The sequence below is a fragment of the Pseudomonas sp. WS 5011 genome (assembly GCF_012985775.1).
GTDB classification, from domain to species: domain Bacteria; phylum Pseudomonadota; class Gammaproteobacteria; order Pseudomonadales; family Pseudomonadaceae; genus Aquipseudomonas; species Aquipseudomonas peli.
Genome location: NZ_JAAQXA010000024.1, coordinates 18,058 through 34,631, shown reverse-complemented (window position 1 = coordinate 34,631; position 16,574 = coordinate 18,058). Strand labels below are relative to the sequence as shown.

The following is a 16,574-nucleotide window of genomic DNA, read 5'->3' as shown; positions in this document are numbered from 1 at the left end:
GCTGCAGAACCGTTTAGATCAAACCTGAGCAGCCAATGGGTGGATCCAGCATCCTGGGCTTAGGCAATTGAAAAAGTCCACCTGCACTTGGCCAAGATCATTCTGAATTGTCTGGTAGGCATCAGCCCTGTGCTGTTCGCGGTACTCATCCCAGAGCTGGATCAACGTCTGGCGTTTTCCCTGCATCAATTTGTGGATAGCAACCCAGTCTGGTATCACCTTGCCGCTTTCCTGCTGCCTGGGTGAATGGAGGAAGGTTTTCAGCTGGCGATCATCCATGCCCTGGACCGCCGCCCAGTCCCAATTGTTGCGTTCCGCAATGGACAGAACTCTCTTGGCGGTATTGGTTGAAATACCCGCCAGCTTGGCAATTTTCCGGTTACTCATTGCCGCGCAGCAGTGGAGTTGCAGCGCTTTACGATAGGTTTGCACTTGCATAGCTGTACCCTCCACGAGTCGCTCTTATGCTCGAATGAGCCATACGAACGGCATCGTTAGACGCAATCGAAAAAAGGATACAGAGAGGCCCCGAAGCCAGAGTCTGAACACTGGCTCGCGTCTTGACAGACCGGGCTTCGGGGATAAGACTGAAGACAGTCGGGGATTCAAATCGACTGCCTTGAAAGGCCTCTGGGATCGTCGTTCCAGGGGCCTTTTCTTATTCGCGCCTCACTGTGTTGGTTGCACGTATGGTCGCTAGGCCACTTGGGATCACCTCCTTGCTCTCGCTAGGGTGAAACGCCGAGCGCGGCGCTGAAGCGCTGCTCGGCCAGATAGCGCGCAACATCCTTCACCAGAGCGTGCTTTCCACGACGGTGCTCTAGGTTGAATAGAGGGACTGCGACGGTGTTTCGTATTCGTGACTGCCGAAAGGCCTCCTTCGACGTATAGCCCAAGGCACGTAGTAGCTAATCTCCGCTCATGACAGGCCCGTAGCGGCCCAGCAAATCGCTCTCGAGGCTTTTGGCGAGCTCATCAATCAGCAGGCATTTTTCGGTTTCATCCATCGTGGCGCATCCAAGTCGTGCGTATTAAGCCGTGACCTCATGAGTCTATGCCTCGCCGTAAATAGCTGCACTCCGTCGCCTTTTCCGGGGAAATCGCAGAAAAATTAAATACTGCGACTAGATTTTATTTGTGCCTCCGTAGCGCTTAAGGCCTTTTAAATCGGCGGGGTTGGATACACGCGCGCATGTATCCAGTTTCACACTGGGCGCGGCCCATAGAATATTTTTGACTATGCTCAAGTCGGTAATAGCCATTCGCAGCAAGTACTATGCAAGCGAATTACAGCGGAGACTCGGAGTGGGAAAAGTTTCGCAAATTCTTCCGGCCCTAATCGAGATAAGCCACGCTGGAAGTGAAATTAATTACTGTAAGTTCCGCGCAGACCTCTATCGATAGAGGTCTGGTGAGAACATAAAAAGTAATCTTCTAATAAAAGCCGTTGAGAGCATATTGCCTGGCACTGCAAGAGTTATTTCTCACCCACTCTGGCCTTTGCTCTCGGCTCGGGCGGTCGAGGAGAATCAACTCATAGCGCTTGCGCAGGAGCTTGAGCCTGGTTTCGCTTCAGCCCTACTTAAATATGACGAACTCACGCGAGCTATATACTTCAGAAACTTCTCTAAAGATCGTAGCTGGTATCGCCCAGGATCAAAATTCCTGCGGATTATTGATCGGCGCAGCCTGGACGATCTTGCCGCCTTGGTGATCGCAATTAAACTGCATGAGTTGCATGGCGAATACGGCGTATCTAGACTTCTACGGGAGGTTGTAAGACATTTCTTTGTGGAGATCAGTTTGATGGATGATTTTGAATGCGTCGCTGAAGATTTATACCGAGAGGTGCATGGCGCTCTTGCTGAGGTTCCATTTTCCGAAAAATGTGACAGGGAAGTATTCCTCGTGTTTGCTCAAGTTCTGGCTGCTGAAACGCCTGAGAGAATGCTCGGAATAATTCGAAGAGTCTCGGCTGGCCGCGCAACCCATGTCGGGGAATACAGCGAGATATTGAGATGTAGTAGAACTGCTGCATATGTATCTGGCGACTGAAGCGTGCTTAAAGTCCGTTGGGGTTACTAGCAGACGCAGGCGAAGACTTTGCGGCCAGACGTGGGGAATTAATCCTCCCGAGGAGCATGCTCCAAATTATGCGTATTGCGTCGGCTCACTGTTTTCGCGACGCGGCACAGTGATTTTGTACTCATGATCAAACACACCGCCTTTGATCAGTTGGCGCGCCCCACTACCCAGATCAATCTGATCGATCTTGGCGACAACAGGCTTGTACCAACTCCGACCATATTCGCGGGCAGTCCAAAGCACGGCCCGCTTGGCCTTAACCGAGCGACAAGCTATCAGCATCGCAGTGAGCAGATGCGGCCGTAACGTGCCCATCCCCTCTACAACATCAATGAGATGCTCCCAGTCATCTTGAGTTTTGAGCAGGCTTGCCCACTCAACCAGTGCCCGCTCTGGGCTTGAGATCAGGCACCAGCTTTGAGTTTGGCCAAAGCCGAAGATTTCCAAACCAGTCCCCACCAGAGCCATCTCAAGCTCATGCCTGCCGAGGTGGAAGATTTCACCTGCATCCGGGTCGCCAGCCCTGCCCGAGAAAAGCTTCTTCGAGTCCAGCTGTCGCCACGTGACAGACGTCATTGAACTCATCCACTTAGGGATAGCGGCTGGTGTGGTAACCGTAACGCTTGAGTCCTGGAAGTCAGAGACGTAATGCGCCAGATTTTGTAGCCATAGCGCGGAGTAACCCGCGACAGCAATTGGCGTGGCGGAGGTTAACAACACCGAGTTGAGAGCAACCCTCCAGCTCGGTGCATTGGAAAGGATACTGTCACGGGCGTCCCAGGATATGGCTCCAAGCGGCTTGGCATACAGTCCACGCCCGACCCGTACTAGGTAGCCAGAGCTGACAAAGCGGCTCAGGCGATCATCTTCGAACCCCTGGCTGACCAGCCATTCACGGGGCACGACGACGTGCTCAGGAAATGCCGTACCCAGCTCAAGGAGTTTATGTGAGCGCTTATTTACATGCTTCATGCGCAAGATATTCGCTATATCGATAAAGCATTCGAACATCATCGACAGCCATTACGCAATTACGTCGAAGCAACATAACGAGACTACCCATGCCCCTCGACGCGACCTTGGACTGGGTAGCATCCGCTATTGCTTGGGAGGGTTATCAATTCCTAGGTAATGGGCCCGAGCTTTCGCAAGCAGCTGCGCCGAAGACAAACGACCTGCTCGGTACTCATTGAGCAGATCGGCCAAGAATGGTGATGGGGACTGCCCGGAGATCCGAGCAGATGCCACCACGCGATCAACATCAGCTGCTCTTTCGGCTTCCAAGTGCTGCTTATTCGCCATGACAGTGCCGCCTCTGAAGCGCCAGACGTTCGCGTCCGGTCCGTATCAATACCGCGATGGATTATTTCGTTGGCCGTAGTTAAACGTAACCTGGCTGAGCGATGCCGGCAAACTGGTTAGCCTGCCAGATAGGCCCCGTGACTCAGAATCCGACGGAAGCTTGGCGATCTAAGTGAGCGCCTGCTTAAAAAGCCGAGCAGTGCACTCGCGAGCAGTATGTGCGTAACTGCTTCTGGGCTGGCTACATACTGCATCTCTTAGCCTACGTTTAGTAGCCATGGGAGGCTCCAGCCCAGTAAAATCGGCAGCGATCGGCCAATAGCTGCCGATCTGAAATGGCTGATTGGGCTCGAAAAGGCATGTTCATGGGGGCGGATTGTCAGAGCCTTGGACCATAGTCGCAGCACGGTTTTTTAGCATTGCAACTGACCGCCGCAGTGCGAACAATGACTGAACTTGGCCTCACGCGTCGCGTGCTGAAAAATCCGCATCGCGAGGGCGGCTTTCGCACCTCATGGAATAGAAGAACAAGGATGAAGATTCATCATGAGACGATCGCTGCCAGAGGGATATGCAAGCTACAGTGTCAGATGTGCCGCTATCAGGTGCCCAGGCTCAGCGGATACCTACACGGCCATAATTTGCAAAGGCATGTACATATCAAATAAAGGAGATAGGCAGATGGGTATAAAACCTGGACCAAAACCGATAGCTGAATCGACTGGTAAAAAAGATCAACGTCGCCGTGTTACTACCGAGAACAAAGATAAACACCCTGACCTAGAAGTGCATAAGCACAAAAAAGGGGAGTGACCGGTAAAGTCCCGCCTTACATGGCGGGGCTTTTACATAAATATGGGGCAAAAACCTAGCCGCTTTACGGCCCTTCGGCAAAGCCTTGCCAGACTCGCTTAACGCACAATGAATGACACTTCATTACTGGCGACAATGGCCATCAATGCTGGCAGCCCCTCAACACTCATCTTGCGATGAACCGTATTCAGTAGGATCTCGTCATCCTGACTTGGGCGCGCCGGAACGCCATCTGGATGTGAATGCCACTCGCCTAGGTAGTCGACCACTCGGGCAGTTCTAGCATGTACCTCTTCGAGCGCCTCCTGCTGCCCCCTCTCGCCTCTGATGAAGTGGCTGGTACTGGATTGACTGTCGGGCGGCGTGGGCAGCACATCGACAATGACGAGAGTCCTAGCCTTCAAATCGGTAATCCCTATGATGGAGCCACCAATTTCATTGGGAAGTGCAGCGAGGCGTGCTTGCTTGAGTTTATCCACGAGCGCTGCATCGTATTTGATGGTCCAACTGTTGGAGGTCGTTGTGAAAACCTCGAACAAGGAAACCTCATGAGAGGCGATCCCCCCCGACTGCTCGTCATAGGCCCAGACGCAGAGGCGCGCTTCAGGTTTTGCCACTGACTGGCGTAGCTGACGCGAAAGAATACCGGCATGAACGTGGATGCACTCATCGGATATGCGCACCGAAATGTCCCGACAGCCCCCACCGACCCAGCGATCACCAAGATGATTTGCTAAGTGCTCCTGCCCCCACTCATTGTTGAGGACCGCCCGATAATATTGGCCCTCCATTCCGTCGACGCGCTGCTGTCGAGCCTGATCCTCGAGAATCATCACGCTTGAAAGCCCCGACGGTGTCAGGAAGAGGCTCGCCGTACGTGGGGCATTAGCCGTGCGCGCTAACTGTCGGGGCGCCTGCAGGGTAGTAGTTACATCTACGACTAGTTGGGCTTCTGACAGTGCGTTAAGCACATCCTCGTCCTGTGACAGGATGCTTTTTGCGATGGCACCTGGTAGTGGTTCGTCAGGGTAGATGCGCGCTGCATGATCTTGCATGACATCGACTTTCTCTTGGCCAATGCCATAGTCAAACGCTACGTGCCGACTTAGGTTGTGTGGCATCAGTCGGTCAGGGTCTATGAATGTCCAGTGTCCCCACCCCTGGCGAATCCAGAGGTCTGCCAATGCACTGCCAAGTGCGCCTACACCGGCCAAGACGCCTTCGAACTGAGAATTCTCCGGCGCCACTGCTGACAAATCTCGCGCCATATTGGCTGTGAGTGCCGAACGTACTTCTACAGGCACTGGCTCCAGAGATCGCCAATCAGCCCCTCTTTGTCCGCCCACCAGCGTTATGCGCAAGCAACGACCGTTTGCATCTGGCGGGCCTAGCATGTCGAAGGCTTTAGCAAGTTCGAACAACGAGGACGTCATCAAGAAGCCCAAGACATCAATCCGGTCAGGCTCGCCCTGCCTTGTGCGAGGAACCCACAACAGGATCAGCAGCCCTTCACCGCCCCCCGCTGAGGGTGAAACACCCTCTGCGATAGCTTCAAAGACACTTTCATAGAGTGGCTTTGACAAGTCACTGTCCCACACCTCCAACTGGTCCTGGAGCGCACCCAGCGTGTCTGGCAACTCGACCACCGTGGTCGAGTCCACTGGCGGAACAGCAATGGAGACCACCCGTATAGCTTTAGATTGAGCGGTGGGAGTGAAAGGCACTGCACGCAGGATGAGCGACTGGCCTTCCCCCACCCTTAAAAAAGTGAGAGTTTTTCCACCAGCTGCCGCGTAGTCGGCATAATTGGCAGGCAGTATCAGCTGACAAGGGCTCATGTAGAAAAGCTGCTCCAGCGGCTGATCATCTCGGTGCAGCTTCAGCTGTGCTGACTCCCGGAGCCACCAGAACATTCGCGCGATGAATCGCTGTGGCGTCCAACTTATCTGCACTGCTGCCCAGTCGGAATCATACAAACACAGCATCCGAGGGCCGCCAGGAGTTCTCGGATGCTGGTGTGAAAGCGCCGGAAAGTCCTTGCGCAGTGCATTTATAAAAATAGGGACGCGGTACTTTGGGTTTACACCTATCGCAAGGCGTTCCTGGCGACGAATCCCGGCCAGGTTGCCAGAGTCGACGGTGCCATCGCCCGCATCGATGATTATGTACTCGGTGCGAGACGTTTCCGACGTTTCACAGCGGAGCTCGCGGAGCTCGATGTAGGGGCTCGCGCGACAAGCTTTTAGCAACGCAGCCGTCTCGGGGTACAGCTCATCTTCCCGAGACGCCTCTACCACTTCGCCAAGTACGAAGTACTCGATCATTTCCCGCTACCAGCCCGGGGCGCTACGGCAGCCGCAACCGAGGTAGTTGTGGCTCCAGCCAATGCAGCGGCTACTACGGCCCGCTTAACCTTCCCGTTGGACTCCACGGTGAACTCAAGAACAGCCTCATCTTTGAGATCTCCGGTGCAGCCAAACCAGCCATCAACATCAGCCAAGATGTCCTTGTACTCTCGCTTCGCACGGATGTTCGGCGGATCAATGTCATCGTCGAGAATTGCTTTGCTGCTCGCGACGATGGTGGCTCCGCTGCGAGCCTGGCCGAGGGCATTGCGCGCACCGTCGTTGAGCTTGGCCTTTTCTCCTTTCTCCGACCAGCTGTCATAGGACAGGGTGCGCCAGGAGCAATGGTGTGGCGCGAGCAGCAAGTCGTACTCAAGCGTTTCAGGTGTTTTCTCGAAGCGTTCCCACATGCGTTCCCAGATGAGCACCGCCGCGTCGCCCCCCACCAAAAACCGAGTTTTGGTACTTGAGTACGCCGATGGGGAGATTTCGATGTTCATGACAACGCTGGACTCGTTCTTGCTGAGTTGCTCTTCAAGAGCGGAGTCATCGTCATGCGGCGCAGGAGCCAGCAGGTGCGCTCTGAAATATGCGGGGTAGTCCTCACCATCAATGCGGCTGAATTTTTCGCCGGACTTGATAACGATTAGGCCGAGGCTATCCGTTTTGCCCTTGATATCCTCGCCCATGATGAGGATGCGATTGCCACTTCCCGCGCTTCGATAGGTCCGCCAATACTCGACCCGACGACGAGCCTCCTTGTCGAAAGCTGCCGCGTCGTCACACAGCTTGTGGCTGGACGATCTGCGCCGGAAGATCAGCGGAGACGACCAGAGCTCACGAATCAGGATGCGCTTGTCATCTTGAGCCAGATTATCGTCTGGATAGTCGGCGGGATCGCCGAGCCAGAAATGCTTGGCCAGCCCACGGCAGTGATCCTGGTCCGGATGGCTCAGAAGAAATGCATCCACATAAGGACGCAGATTCTGATCTTTCAGCAACCGCTTGCGGAGAGCACTCGCAACGTCAGGGGTTTCGTCGTCCGGGTCATCGGCCGCTACGCGAATATTGCTGTCAATGAGGATGGTCGTGACGCGCGTGTCAGCGAGCCGCACGAGGGTCATGTCACCATTGCCGACTTGAAAAAACGTGATCTTCGCCGCCATAAATCCCTCCTCGGGTCGCAGTGCGAGCTTGAAAAAACCTTCACGCCGGTTAAGATACGTATAGAAAAACGACCCGTCTATATCCTATGCGAATATTTTTTATGCCCACAATCCATTCAGCTGACTACTCATGACTAATCCGACTGCTCGCACTGGGCGCTGGGGGCAAGACCGACGCTTGGAGTTTATTGATTTCAGGCTGTTCTGGGAGGGGCGCCTGAATCGCTCTGATTTGACGACTTTCTTCCGAATATCGGTTCCCCAGGCGTCACTGGACCTTGCGGCCTATCAAGAACTGGCACCAGGCAACATGGTCTACGACCGCACACAAAAGACGTACGTGGCGGCCTCAACATTTGCGCCCGCCCTGACTAGCCCGGACAGCAGCCACTACCTCAACGAGCTGTTGTGGCGGGAGATTGGCACCGTTGCGGCCAGTGATAGCTTCATCGGGTGGGCCCCACCTGTAGCAAGCCTGCCCTCACCTACCCGACAGGTAGATACGCAGATTCTCATCAGCCTAATCAGAGCCCTCCAGAAGGGTGAGGCGCTTACCGTCGACTATCGCTCGATGACTCATTTCGACGAGCCGACGTTGCGAACCATCTATCCAGCGTCATTCGCACACGATGGCTTCCGATGGCACATCCGAGCCTTCTGCTTCAAATCACAAATCTTCAAGGATTTCGTTCTAGGACGAATCGCATCAGTAGTGGACTCTCTTCCCCCACCCTCACCGGTACCCAAGGACACAGAATGGGAGACCTACATAGACGTGGTGATTGGACCCAATCCGACCTACCCGCCCAACAAGTGCAAAGCGATTGAGCACGACTACCAAATGGTGAATGGGGAAACCAAGATCCGTGCGCGCAAACCGCAACTCTATTACCTCAACCGTCGCCTTAACCTGAACGACAACCCGGGCGACCCTATTGATGAGAAGCAACAGATCGTCATGCTTCGTATCGAAGAATATTTGCCTGTAAGGGAGTCACAGCTCGATGTCTGATAACGGATCGCAAGCGAAGGCCCCAGATAAAAGGGAGTGGATGATCTTCGTAATCATCATCTATCTGATGGGATTGTTGATTTTTGCGACCTACTCACTAGGGGCCATGGGTTTAGGCTGGTTACCTGCGCCTTATGCACCACTACGCGTGCCACTCATGTGTGGCTCTATTGCGTATGTAGGGGGCGCGCTGTACTGCTTCCGAGCGATCTATCTCAACAAGTGCGTCTACAAGCGTTGGGATCCGGACTGGCATGTCTGGTACCTCATTCGCCCCATCACCAGCACCATAGCCGGGGCGGTGAGCTACCTGTTCCTTAAGGCAGGCCTGCTAGTACTGGAGTCCAGCTCAAACACTGACGCAAGCGAGATCGGCTTCTTTGCACTGGCGTTCATTGCGGGTTTTAACGTCGACAAATTCGTTGCCAAAATCGAAGAGGTGGCAAAGGCAGTTTGGGGTATCGACAAGTCAAGGAGCTCGCAGGTACGGGCTGGAGAGCGCCTAGAGAACACCTCGGGTGACACTCCACTTCAATCCGAAAAAGCTTCTGACTAAAGATGGCAACTGACAAAGATCGCCTTGAGTCAGTTGCTGCCGCTTATAACAGGTAGTTCTGGCTCAAAAAAGCCCTTTGCCAACGGCCGCTATTGACCGGAGTCGAGCATCAGTGAACGGCAACTACCATCCGATTCTGTTGAAAAAGTCGGTTTTCTGAAATGGCCAGAGCAAAGGTCGGTGAACGCGCCTGTTTAGCACTCAGTCATGTGAAATCTGAGTCCAATAGCCTTTGCCGGAAGTAAAGATTTCAATCTCAAACGCATACTTTTTTGCTGCTGGAGCCATGGCCGACTTTTTCAACAGAATCATCCCAAAGCGGACAGTCAGTCATCTCCGTTGACTGAGTGAGACAACGCTGATGAAGCAGTAGCAAGCCATAAGCAGGTATGACAAAGCTTAGGCAGCAGCAAAGACGACTACTTTGAGGAACACCATTGAACGTTTTTAGTACCAAGGACAATCCTAAATTCCCCTACCCACTGACGCAGACGCTATACAACAAAAAGACTAGTCGGGAAAAGCCATATGTATGGGCTATTGGTGAAGAAGTAAAGTCCTACGCTATCTGTCCTGCATGCCAGAATCCCACTACGTTGGTAAACCGTCACATTGCACAGACCAATGCGACAATTCTGTATGCGAAACACACGGGCCATGACGTGTCAGGCCTGGCTGGTCATAACCAGGCTGCCTATCTCGATTGCCCGTTTCACAACCCCGAACGTTTCGACAGCAAGACACGCAGATCCAGTACTGGGCGAAATAACGAGCTGCGCGAAGCATTGCGCAACCACCTGCATCTGGTGATTACGACCCTTGAAGGTGCTATCGGCGTCAGATTTAGCGACACGGTTGTCGAGTCGATGGTGCAGGACTTTGGTGGCAATTGTGGGTATGAGTACAAGGCAATCAATTTATACAACTTACCCTTCGGCTTCGCCTACATGACAGAAGCACAGGATTTACATGGATGTACTGTTGAGTCAGAAATCGCCGATGCGATTAATACGGGCTCCGTTGGCTTCGAGACCAGTCGATATTCTTCAGTCTTTCGTAGATGTGGAGTAAAAGGCACCAAGCTTCGATTCTATTTCAACAACCATCGACTTGATGAGTCGTCGGTCGGCAAGGACTCGATAGATCTTGTGGTTGTTGAAATAGACGTCACATCTAATGAATCTAGAATCTTGTTTACAAAGCGCGTGGACTTTGATTGCGAAAAATTTTTCAACACATACATGCGACGTGAACGTTTCAGATTACTAGCACATCGATATTTTTAATTCCGTTGTTTCAACATAGAGCCATGGAGGCGCTGCATGCAGCGCGACCAAGTTGATAATCGTCAGCTATTGGCTGAAGGCGGCTTGCTGTGGGCCATGTGCGGTGAACTGCGATATAGATGCATGCGGTAGTCGATCTAGCCCCATACGCCCTATCAGCAGGGTGTTCAGACTTTTCCGGCACCGTGTATCACTATAGACCAGCTGGGCATATCAAACTTTCTGGCCCCTACACTTTGCCTGACATTTTCAAACGAGGCTTCGACGTGTTCAGGAAATCCTGGGCGATTCAGAATTCACATCCCAAAGCTTACTGACACAAATTTCCTAAATAGACTCCATGAGCGAGTTAGCCTCTCGAAAGCTGATGGCGTTGCTGGCGAAATTGAAAGTCCCCATGGTTTTTACTTCCTCCGCAGCGCGGATAAACTCACCAAGCGCGGCCCTGGCAAATGAGCTACCAAGACTGACTCTTCGGACACCAACCCCTGCAAGCTCATCCACTGTGAGCGTAGAGTCTGCCAAGCCCATCACCACATTGACAGGTTTTTGTAACGCCTCACAAACAATCTGGATAGCATTCAAATCGGGCAAGCCGGGTGCAAAGAGAACGTCGGCTCCAGCCTGTTCAAATGCTATGAGTCTGCGGATTGTGTCGTCCAGATCATGTATTCCTGAACTGAAGTTTTCAGCACGAGCCACAAATACAAAAGGGAACGACAGGCTGCGCGCAGCTTCAACACCAGCAATAACTCGCTCCAGCGCATGGTTGAACTCGTAGATTGGCGCTTGTAGGTTACCAGTAGCGTCTTCGATTGAACCGCCAACAAGCCCAATTTCAGCAGCCATGCTGATTGTTTTAGAAACCTCTTCAGGTGAGTCTCCAAATCCATTTTCCAGGTCGGCGCTGACAGGCAAATGGGTTGCCTCAACGATGCTTTGAGCATTGGCAAGTATCTCCAGCCGCGACAGAGCGCCTTCCGCATCTCGACGGCCCAGGCTAAACGCTAGACCAGCACTCGTCGTAGCTAATGCTTCAAACCCCATAGATGTCAGAATCTTTGCGCTGCCTGCATCCCACGGATTTGGCAGGATAAGTGGTTGTCTGCGCGAATGAAGCGCTTGAAACGTCAAAGCTTTATCCAGATGTTGCATTACGGCTCCAAATTAATTGGTTTTGAACAACAGCTAGGTTAGCCAACATGACTCGATACGGCCTAACTGGGAAAACGCACTGATCTGCACACCGAATTGCATTGCATCTGAATATATCAAGATCGTCGCCGGCCTCATCCGTTGCTTCTTGGGACTGGTGGTCAAAGGTTTTCAGTACCGCCTGGCCAAGAGTCTCCCAGTCGTCCTCGAATGCCTCAACAGCGAGTGCTGCTTTCCACCAGTCTCGACCGGGAAGGTTTTCGAGGAGCAGTAACGGACGCAACGCTTGCAAGCCTGAATGGCATTGCAGCACCCCGCTCACGAGGGCGTTGAAGAGCTCTCTCGGCTGGTTCGGCAAATCAGAGTGGCGAAGCGACCAGCCCAGCGCTGGTTTTGACTCCTGGTCGTGTTCATCACGCCGATAGCGAATGCCGATGGATGCGATGTCCCGAAAAACTTCGATTGCCTCTTCACGCGGAATTACGGCGATGACCAGACAGGCCCACAGCATCTCCGGTAGGCGAGTGTTAGCCCATGACGAGAAACTCATCCCTGTGAGTTGCATCATGGGAGGTATGAGCGCTTTGCCTAGCCGATTGGGAACAGGCATGAAGGCTCACGTTCGTCCTGCCGATAGTACTGACCTGACGAGCATTCGCCAGCCACAGAAGCCCCCAAGATACGGACAAGAACGCAGCCTGGGGGTGATCGAGTTCCCTGCCGCAACTAGAGGGCATTGGTATACCGAGATGAAAAGTCGACGTGACGAAAAAAACCAACGTACGCCGTAATGTCATCGTGGACATAGGTTCATTGGCGAAGGATGAACCTATGTGTACCCGCGTCCATGGGTGAGCTGTCCCGATCCTATAACCCTAAGAAAACCCTTCGCTGCGCATTTTCCGGAGCACATCCTGCCAACGCGACAATTGCTTGGTATCACCAGTTCGTTTAACCCCGCTGGCTTTGAATAGATAAAGTCCTTCGGCGTTAAAGGCGTACACCGGCAGCAAATCCGAACGCTGGTTGGCAGGTAGTATCTGGTTGATCAGGTTGTCCAACACCAGAGGTTCCGCACTGCTACTGGCGTAATAGGTCACCACCATGTGTGCCTGGTTCAGCCTGAGTGCCTTTACATAGGTAATGCGCAGTTTGTCCGCCGGAACAGCCAGTTGGCGCAGGCTGAAATACTTGGCAAGCGAATAGTCTTCGCAGTCTGCCCTGCCCTTTAGCAGTGCCTCGACCGGTGTGGCCCAGTAGTCATGCTCGTCCCAGATCTTGATGTCATCGACAAAACGCAGCACTCGATTGAAGTGGCGATTGACGGCTTGCAGCTTGTCCATCTCGCCAAGCCCTTGGCTCTGCAACAGCAGTGCTTGCCAATCCAGAATACGTTTGCGCGCATCCCCCAGAGGGCCATGACGTTGTTCGGCTAGACGGATGATCTGCTGAAAATCCCAACCCACCACGCGGCTAGCCCATGAAGCGCCGAACAATAGGCTAGGAAGGCCAAAAAACGCTATTTGCAGCACGGCACGTCTGCTGTAGCAACTCTCCTCGGAGTCTCTGGTACCTGGCATCGGTTCCTATCTCCGGATAGCGCTGCTCTAACACAGCAAACCGTTGAGGTAGCGATGAGCCAATGGGTCGCGACTGCCCTCGAACAGATCGCACGCAGGCCCACTGTCCAGAACACAGCCGCAGCCATCACGCACCCAGCAGACCGCCACATGATCGGCCAGCCGCCGGGCCTGAGCCAGGTTGTGGGTCACCATCAGCAGGGTGTAGCGCCCTTTAAGACTTTCGATCAGCGCCTCGACCGTGGCACTGGCAATTGGGTCCAGGGCACTGCAGGGCTCGTCCAGCAACAGCACTCTCGGCTGCAGCGCCAGGGCGCGAGCGAAACACAGGCGTTGCTGCTGACCGCCAGACAATCCCAGGGCCGGTTTATGCAGGCGTTCGCACACCTCTTTCCATAAGCCGGTGGCTTGCAATGCTTGCTCCATGCGGCCGTGCAATTCGGCTTTGTCACGCAGGCCATGCTCACGCAAGGCAAACAGAATGTTTTCGGCAATACTCAAGGGAAATGGATTGGGTTGCTGGAACACCATGCCAACCTGGCGACGTAAGGCTTGTACATCCATGCGGTGACTCAGCACATCTTGATTGTCGATCAATACCCGGCCACTAACGCGAGCTCCAGGGGTCAGATCAGTCATGCGGTTTACCGCAGACAACATGCTGCTCTTGCCACAGCCACTGGGGCCAACCACGGCCATAAGCTCACCGGGGGCAACATCCAGCGATGCTCCGAGCAAGGCCCCCTGCTCACCGTAGTGCACGCTGAGATTCTGGATACTGAGTGAAGGCGGTTGCGTTGACACAGTCATAACATTATCTCGCGAATGAAAGCGGTCGTTTGCCGATCTGCCAGGCCAGTAATTGGATTGCCAGGGCGAAACCCAGCAAGACCAGCGCGGTTGCCGCCGAGGCCGGGCTACCACCGGATACATTCATGGCCAGATCATAGATATGCACGGCCAGGGTACGCCCAGAGTCAAACAGGCTCTCCGGCCAGCGCATTACATAGCCGGCGGTGAACAGCAGCACAGCAGTCTCTGCCAAGGCGCGTCCGGCGCTGATGACCAGCGCGCCGGCAATACCAGGAGCGGCAAACGGCAACAAGATGCGCCGTAGATAGCCGAGTCGGGAGATGGCCAAACCGGCAGCCGCCTGCCGATAACTCTGCGGGCAGTCGCGCAGAGCCTGCTCGCAACCGCGGATAAACAGCGGCAGCACCATGCAGGCCAGGGTGCAACCACCGGACAAGAGCGAATAGCCCCAGCCCAAATCGACCACGAACAAGCGATAGCCGAACAGACCGAAAACCACCGAAGGGACCGCCCCCAAGCCATCAAGAGCCCATTGCAAGGTCAAGTTCAGGCGCCCCCCAGGGCGCACTTGCTCAACCAGAAACAACGCCGTCCCCAACCCTATGGGCACCGCTAGGCTCATACAGATCAGCAAGACCAATGCCGTAGACACAATGATCGGTCCGATCCCTCCACTGCGACCGGCCTGTTCGGGTTCAGCGATCAGAAACTGCCAGTCGAGCAGGCCACTGCCCTCGCCAAATACCGTCCACAGCAAGCTCAAGGGGGCCAGCATCAGCGCCAGCGCCAACAAACCTAGGGCGCGTGCGCGCCAGGTTTCCCGGATGTTCATGTGCGACTCCCGTAGATCCGCGCCAATGCCATCAGCAGCAGCGCCAACACCAGCAACAGCCAGCCGCTGAGGTACAGCGCATCGAGATGCGGGCCAGTGGCGTAGCTCATTTCTAACGCAATATTTGCAGTCAGTGTTCTGACCGGCGCAAACGGCGAACCGGGCCACTGCACCACATTTCCAGCCACCATCAGCACCGCCATGGTTTCACCCAGCGCCCGCCCCAGCTGCAGCAGGATGGCCGGCCATAGGCGCGGCCATGCCGCAGGCAGCAGCACCCGACGAATCGCCGCCCAGGGCGAAACGCCCAGACATAAAGCCGCCGGCATGTGGCGACGGGCACTCTCTCGCAAGGTCACATCAGCCTGCACCATCAGCAGCGGCAGAATCATCAGTGCCAGCACGATACCTGCGGCAAGCAAACTGGCTCCCGGCGGCACCCAGGCACCCAGTAGCGGCACCAGTACCACCAGGCCCCAGAGGCCGTAGACCACCGACGGGATACTGGCCATCAGGCCGAGCATGGCTGCATAGACACGCGCCACTGGCGCGGGGGCGTAGAAGATCAGCCAGATACTTACCAACAGCCCGGCAGGCACCGCCAGCAACAGTGCCAAAACGCTGCTGAACAGTGAAGCGCCAAGCATGGCCTGCAACCCGAATTGCCCGTTCGACGGCTGCCAGGTTGTACCCATGAGGCTTGCTGGTTGCTGCAGCAGCGGCCAGCTGGCCTGGGTCAGAAACACCAAAATCAGCAACAGCACCACTGCCGCCGTCAGCGCGCAGCCCAGGCTGGCTGCGCGTAACAGCCTGTCCAGATTATGGCGCAGGGATAAAGGCGTGCTGCTCGACAAGGTCGGCCACCTCGCTGGACTGGGCGAACGCCAGCAATGCTCGAGTATTGGCATCCGGATCGCCTTTCACGACCAGATTCAACTCGCGCTGCAGCGGATACTGACCGGCAAGCAAAGCCGCAGTCGAAGCCGGTTGGCCATCGAGCGCCAGCAGCTTGATTGGTGCGCCCAAGTTCACCTCATACTCGGCGGTACCGATGGAGACATAACCTATCGCGTGCGGGTTGCCGGCTACCGACTTGATGCCCTGCTGGTTGTCACCAATCACCAGGTCCGGATGCACAGCTGGATTTTCCAGTTTGAAATGCTTGAGAAACAGCTCCAGCGTCGAGCGGCCTTCGGCCTTATGCACCTTCACCACCTGCCCCGCTGCGCTGCCCAGATCCGCCCAGTCATTGAGTTTTCCGGTGTAAAGCGCCACCACCTGCTCGCTGCTGATGCCAGCGAGCGGGTTGCTGGCGTGAACAATCATGGCGATGCCATCCTGAGCAATAGTGTAAGGCGTCAAATCCCGCTCATCCGCATTCAATGAGCGCGACACCATGCCAATCGCTGCCAGGCCACTGCGGGCATCCTGAATGCCACGTGAGGTGCCACCAGCCTGGACATCGACTCGCACATCGGGGTGCTGGGTTTCGAAACGCTTGCCGATTTCGACCATCAGGGGGGCAATGGTGCTGGAGCCTGAAAGCGTAATGGTCTGCTTGTCTTGTGGGGCACACGCGCTCAGAAGCAGCGTCGTGCAGGCCAGCGCGATAAGGTTGCGACTGATCAT

General features: G+C 54.8%; 16 protein-coding genes. 5 read left to right on the top strand and 11 right to left on the bottom strand.

Annotation, left to right across the window (positions count from 1 at the left end):
• Positions 1-18: 18 nt before the first annotated feature.
• Positions 19-438, bottom strand: coding sequence for a hypothetical protein (locus HBN63_RS19125; RefSeq protein ID WP_170050483.1), 420 nt, complete (start codon positions 436-438; stop codon positions 19-21).
• A 1,020-nt stretch (positions 439-1,458) separates the two neighbouring features.
• Between HBN63_RS19125 and HBN63_RS19115 the strand changes: the two genes are divergently transcribed.
• A complete protein-coding gene (locus HBN63_RS19115) occupies positions 1,459-2,055 on the top strand; it encodes a hypothetical protein (protein WP_170050496.1) in 597 nt (198 codons plus the stop codon).
• Between the two features lie 96 nt (positions 2,056-2,151).
• On the opposite strand, the gene HBN63_RS19110 is transcribed toward HBN63_RS19115, so the two are convergent.
• Positions 2,152-3,099 (bottom strand): type IV toxin-antitoxin system AbiEi family antitoxin domain-containing protein, encoded by a 948-nt coding sequence (locus tag HBN63_RS19110; RefSeq protein ID WP_170050495.1) that lies wholly within the window; start codon positions 3,097-3,099, stop codon positions 2,152-2,154.
• A 969-nt stretch (positions 3,100-4,068) separates the two neighbouring features.
• On the opposite strand from HBN63_RS19110, the gene HBN63_RS22015 reads away from it, so the two are divergent.
• On the top strand, positions 4,069-4,200 hold the full coding sequence (locus tag HBN63_RS22015) for a hypothetical protein (protein ID WP_262499038.1): 132 nt from the start codon (positions 4,069-4,071) through the stop codon (positions 4,198-4,200).
• A gap of 98 nt (positions 4,201-4,298) precedes the next feature.
• On the opposite strand, the gene HBN63_RS19100 is transcribed toward HBN63_RS22015, so the two are convergent.
• Together HBN63_RS19100 and HBN63_RS19095 are read right to left on the bottom strand one after the other, a co-directional pair.
• Positions 4,299-6,524 carry a ThiF family adenylyltransferase gene (locus HBN63_RS19100; protein ID WP_170050493.1) on the bottom strand — a complete coding sequence of 742 codons (2,226 nt, stop codon included), beginning with the start codon at positions 6,522-6,524 and terminating at the stop codon, positions 4,299-4,301.
• Positions 6,521-7,711: a metallohydrolase gene (locus tag HBN63_RS19095; RefSeq protein WP_170050492.1), complete on the bottom strand. Its 1,191-nt coding sequence runs from the start codon at positions 7,709-7,711 to the stop codon at positions 6,521-6,523. Before HBN63_RS19095 ends, HBN63_RS19100 begins: the two co-directional genes overlap by 4 nt.
• A gap of 178 nt (positions 7,712-7,889) precedes the next feature.
• Here HBN63_RS19095 and HBN63_RS19090 point away from each other — a divergent pair, with 178 nt between their 5' ends.
• The 3 genes from HBN63_RS19090 to HBN63_RS22010 all read left to right on the top strand — a co-directional run bounded on the left by HBN63_RS19090 (position 7,890) and on the right by HBN63_RS22010 (position 10,565).
• Positions 7,890-8,723, top strand: coding sequence for a WYL domain-containing protein (locus HBN63_RS19090; protein ID WP_262499037.1), 834 nt, complete (start codon positions 7,890-7,892; stop codon positions 8,721-8,723).
• A complete protein-coding gene (locus tag HBN63_RS19085) occupies positions 8,716-9,279 on the top strand; it encodes a hypothetical protein (protein WP_262499036.1) in 564 nt (187 codons plus the stop codon). The genes HBN63_RS19090 and HBN63_RS19085 overlap by 8 nt, the downstream gene beginning before the upstream one ends.
• Before the next feature lie 437 nt (positions 9,280-9,716).
• The gene (locus HBN63_RS22010) at positions 9,717-10,565 is read left to right on the top strand and encodes a hypothetical protein (protein ID WP_244260892.1); all 849 of its coding nucleotides are present in this window, start codon (positions 9,717-9,719) and stop codon (positions 10,563-10,565) included.
• 327 nt (positions 10,566-10,892) lie between these two features.
• On the opposite strand, the gene HBN63_RS19075 is transcribed toward HBN63_RS22010, so the two are convergent.
• From HBN63_RS19075 to HBN63_RS19045, 7 genes are all read right to left on the bottom strand, one after another.
• Entirely contained in the window at positions 10,893-11,720 is an 828-nt protein-coding gene (locus HBN63_RS19075; RefSeq protein ID WP_134638120.1) for an isocitrate lyase/phosphoenolpyruvate mutase family protein, read from the bottom strand.
• Positions 11,704-12,330: a hypothetical protein gene (locus HBN63_RS19070; protein ID WP_244260893.1), complete on the bottom strand. Its 627-nt coding sequence runs from the start codon at positions 12,328-12,330 to the stop codon at positions 11,704-11,706. Before HBN63_RS19070 ends, HBN63_RS19075 begins: the two co-directional genes overlap by 17 nt.
• 265 nt (positions 12,331-12,595) lie before the next feature.
• Positions 12,596-13,216, bottom strand: a complete 621-nt coding sequence (gene lapG, locus HBN63_RS19065; protein ID WP_244260895.1) for a cysteine protease LapG — start codon at positions 13,214-13,216, stop codon at positions 12,596-12,598.
• Between the two features lie 111 nt (positions 13,217-13,327).
• Positions 13,328-14,110, bottom strand: a complete 783-nt coding sequence (locus tag HBN63_RS19060) for a phosphate ABC transporter ATP-binding protein (protein ID WP_134638122.1) — start codon at positions 14,108-14,110, stop codon at positions 13,328-13,330.
• Between the two features lie 4 nt (positions 14,111-14,114).
• Entirely contained in the window at positions 14,115-14,945 is an 831-nt protein-coding gene (gene pstA / locus HBN63_RS19055; protein ID WP_170050490.1) for a phosphate ABC transporter permease PstA, read from the bottom strand.
• Positions 14,942-15,799, bottom strand: a complete 858-nt coding sequence (gene pstC, locus HBN63_RS19050) for a phosphate ABC transporter permease subunit PstC (RefSeq protein ID WP_166801171.1) — start codon at positions 15,797-15,799, stop codon at positions 14,942-14,944. The genes pstA and pstC overlap by 4 nt, the downstream gene beginning before the upstream one ends.
• Entirely contained in the window at positions 15,765-16,574 is an 810-nt protein-coding gene (locus tag HBN63_RS19045) for a phosphate ABC transporter substrate-binding protein (RefSeq protein ID WP_134638125.1), read from the bottom strand. The genes pstC and HBN63_RS19045 overlap by 35 nt, the downstream gene beginning before the upstream one ends.

Bases quoted from the DNA above. Each gene is read 5' to 3' on its own strand.
- HBN63_RS19110 (WP_170050495.1), bottom strand. From the start codon at position 3,099: ATGATGTTCGAATGCTTTATCGATATAGCGAATATCTTGCGCATGAAG.
- HBN63_RS19070 (WP_244260893.1), bottom strand. From the start codon at position 12,330: ATGCCTGTTCCCAATCGGCTAGGCAAAGCGCTCATACCTCCCATGATG.
- pstA (WP_170050490.1), bottom strand. From the start codon at position 14,945: ATGAACATCCGGGAAACCTGGCGCGCACGCGCCCTAGGTTTGTTGGCG.
- HBN63_RS19100 (WP_170050493.1), bottom strand. From the start codon at position 6,524: ATGATCGAGTACTTCGTACTTGGCGAAGTGGTAGAGGCGTCTCGGGAA.
- HBN63_RS19095 (WP_170050492.1), bottom strand. From the start codon at position 7,711: ATGGCGGCGAAGATCACGTTTTTTCAAGTCGGCAATGGTGACATGACC.
- HBN63_RS19075 (WP_134638120.1), bottom strand. From the start codon at position 11,720: ATGCAACATCTGGATAAAGCTTTGACGTTTCAAGCGCTTCATTCGCGC.
- HBN63_RS19060 (WP_134638122.1), bottom strand. From the start codon at position 14,110: ATGACTGTGTCAACGCAACCGCCTTCACTCAGTATCCAGAATCTCAGC.
- HBN63_RS22015 (WP_262499038.1), top strand. From the start codon at position 4,069: ATGGGTATAAAACCTGGACCAAAACCGATAGCTGAATCGACTGGTAAA.
- HBN63_RS19045 (WP_134638125.1), bottom strand. From the start codon at position 16,574: ATGATCAGTCGCAACCTTATCGCGCTGGCCTGCACGACGCTGCTTCTG.
- HBN63_RS19125 (WP_170050483.1), bottom strand. From the start codon at position 438: ATGCAAGTGCAAACCTATCGTAAAGCGCTGCAACTCCACTGCTGCGCG.
- HBN63_RS19085 (WP_262499036.1), top strand. From the start codon at position 8,716: ATGTCTGATAACGGATCGCAAGCGAAGGCCCCAGATAAAAGGGAGTGG.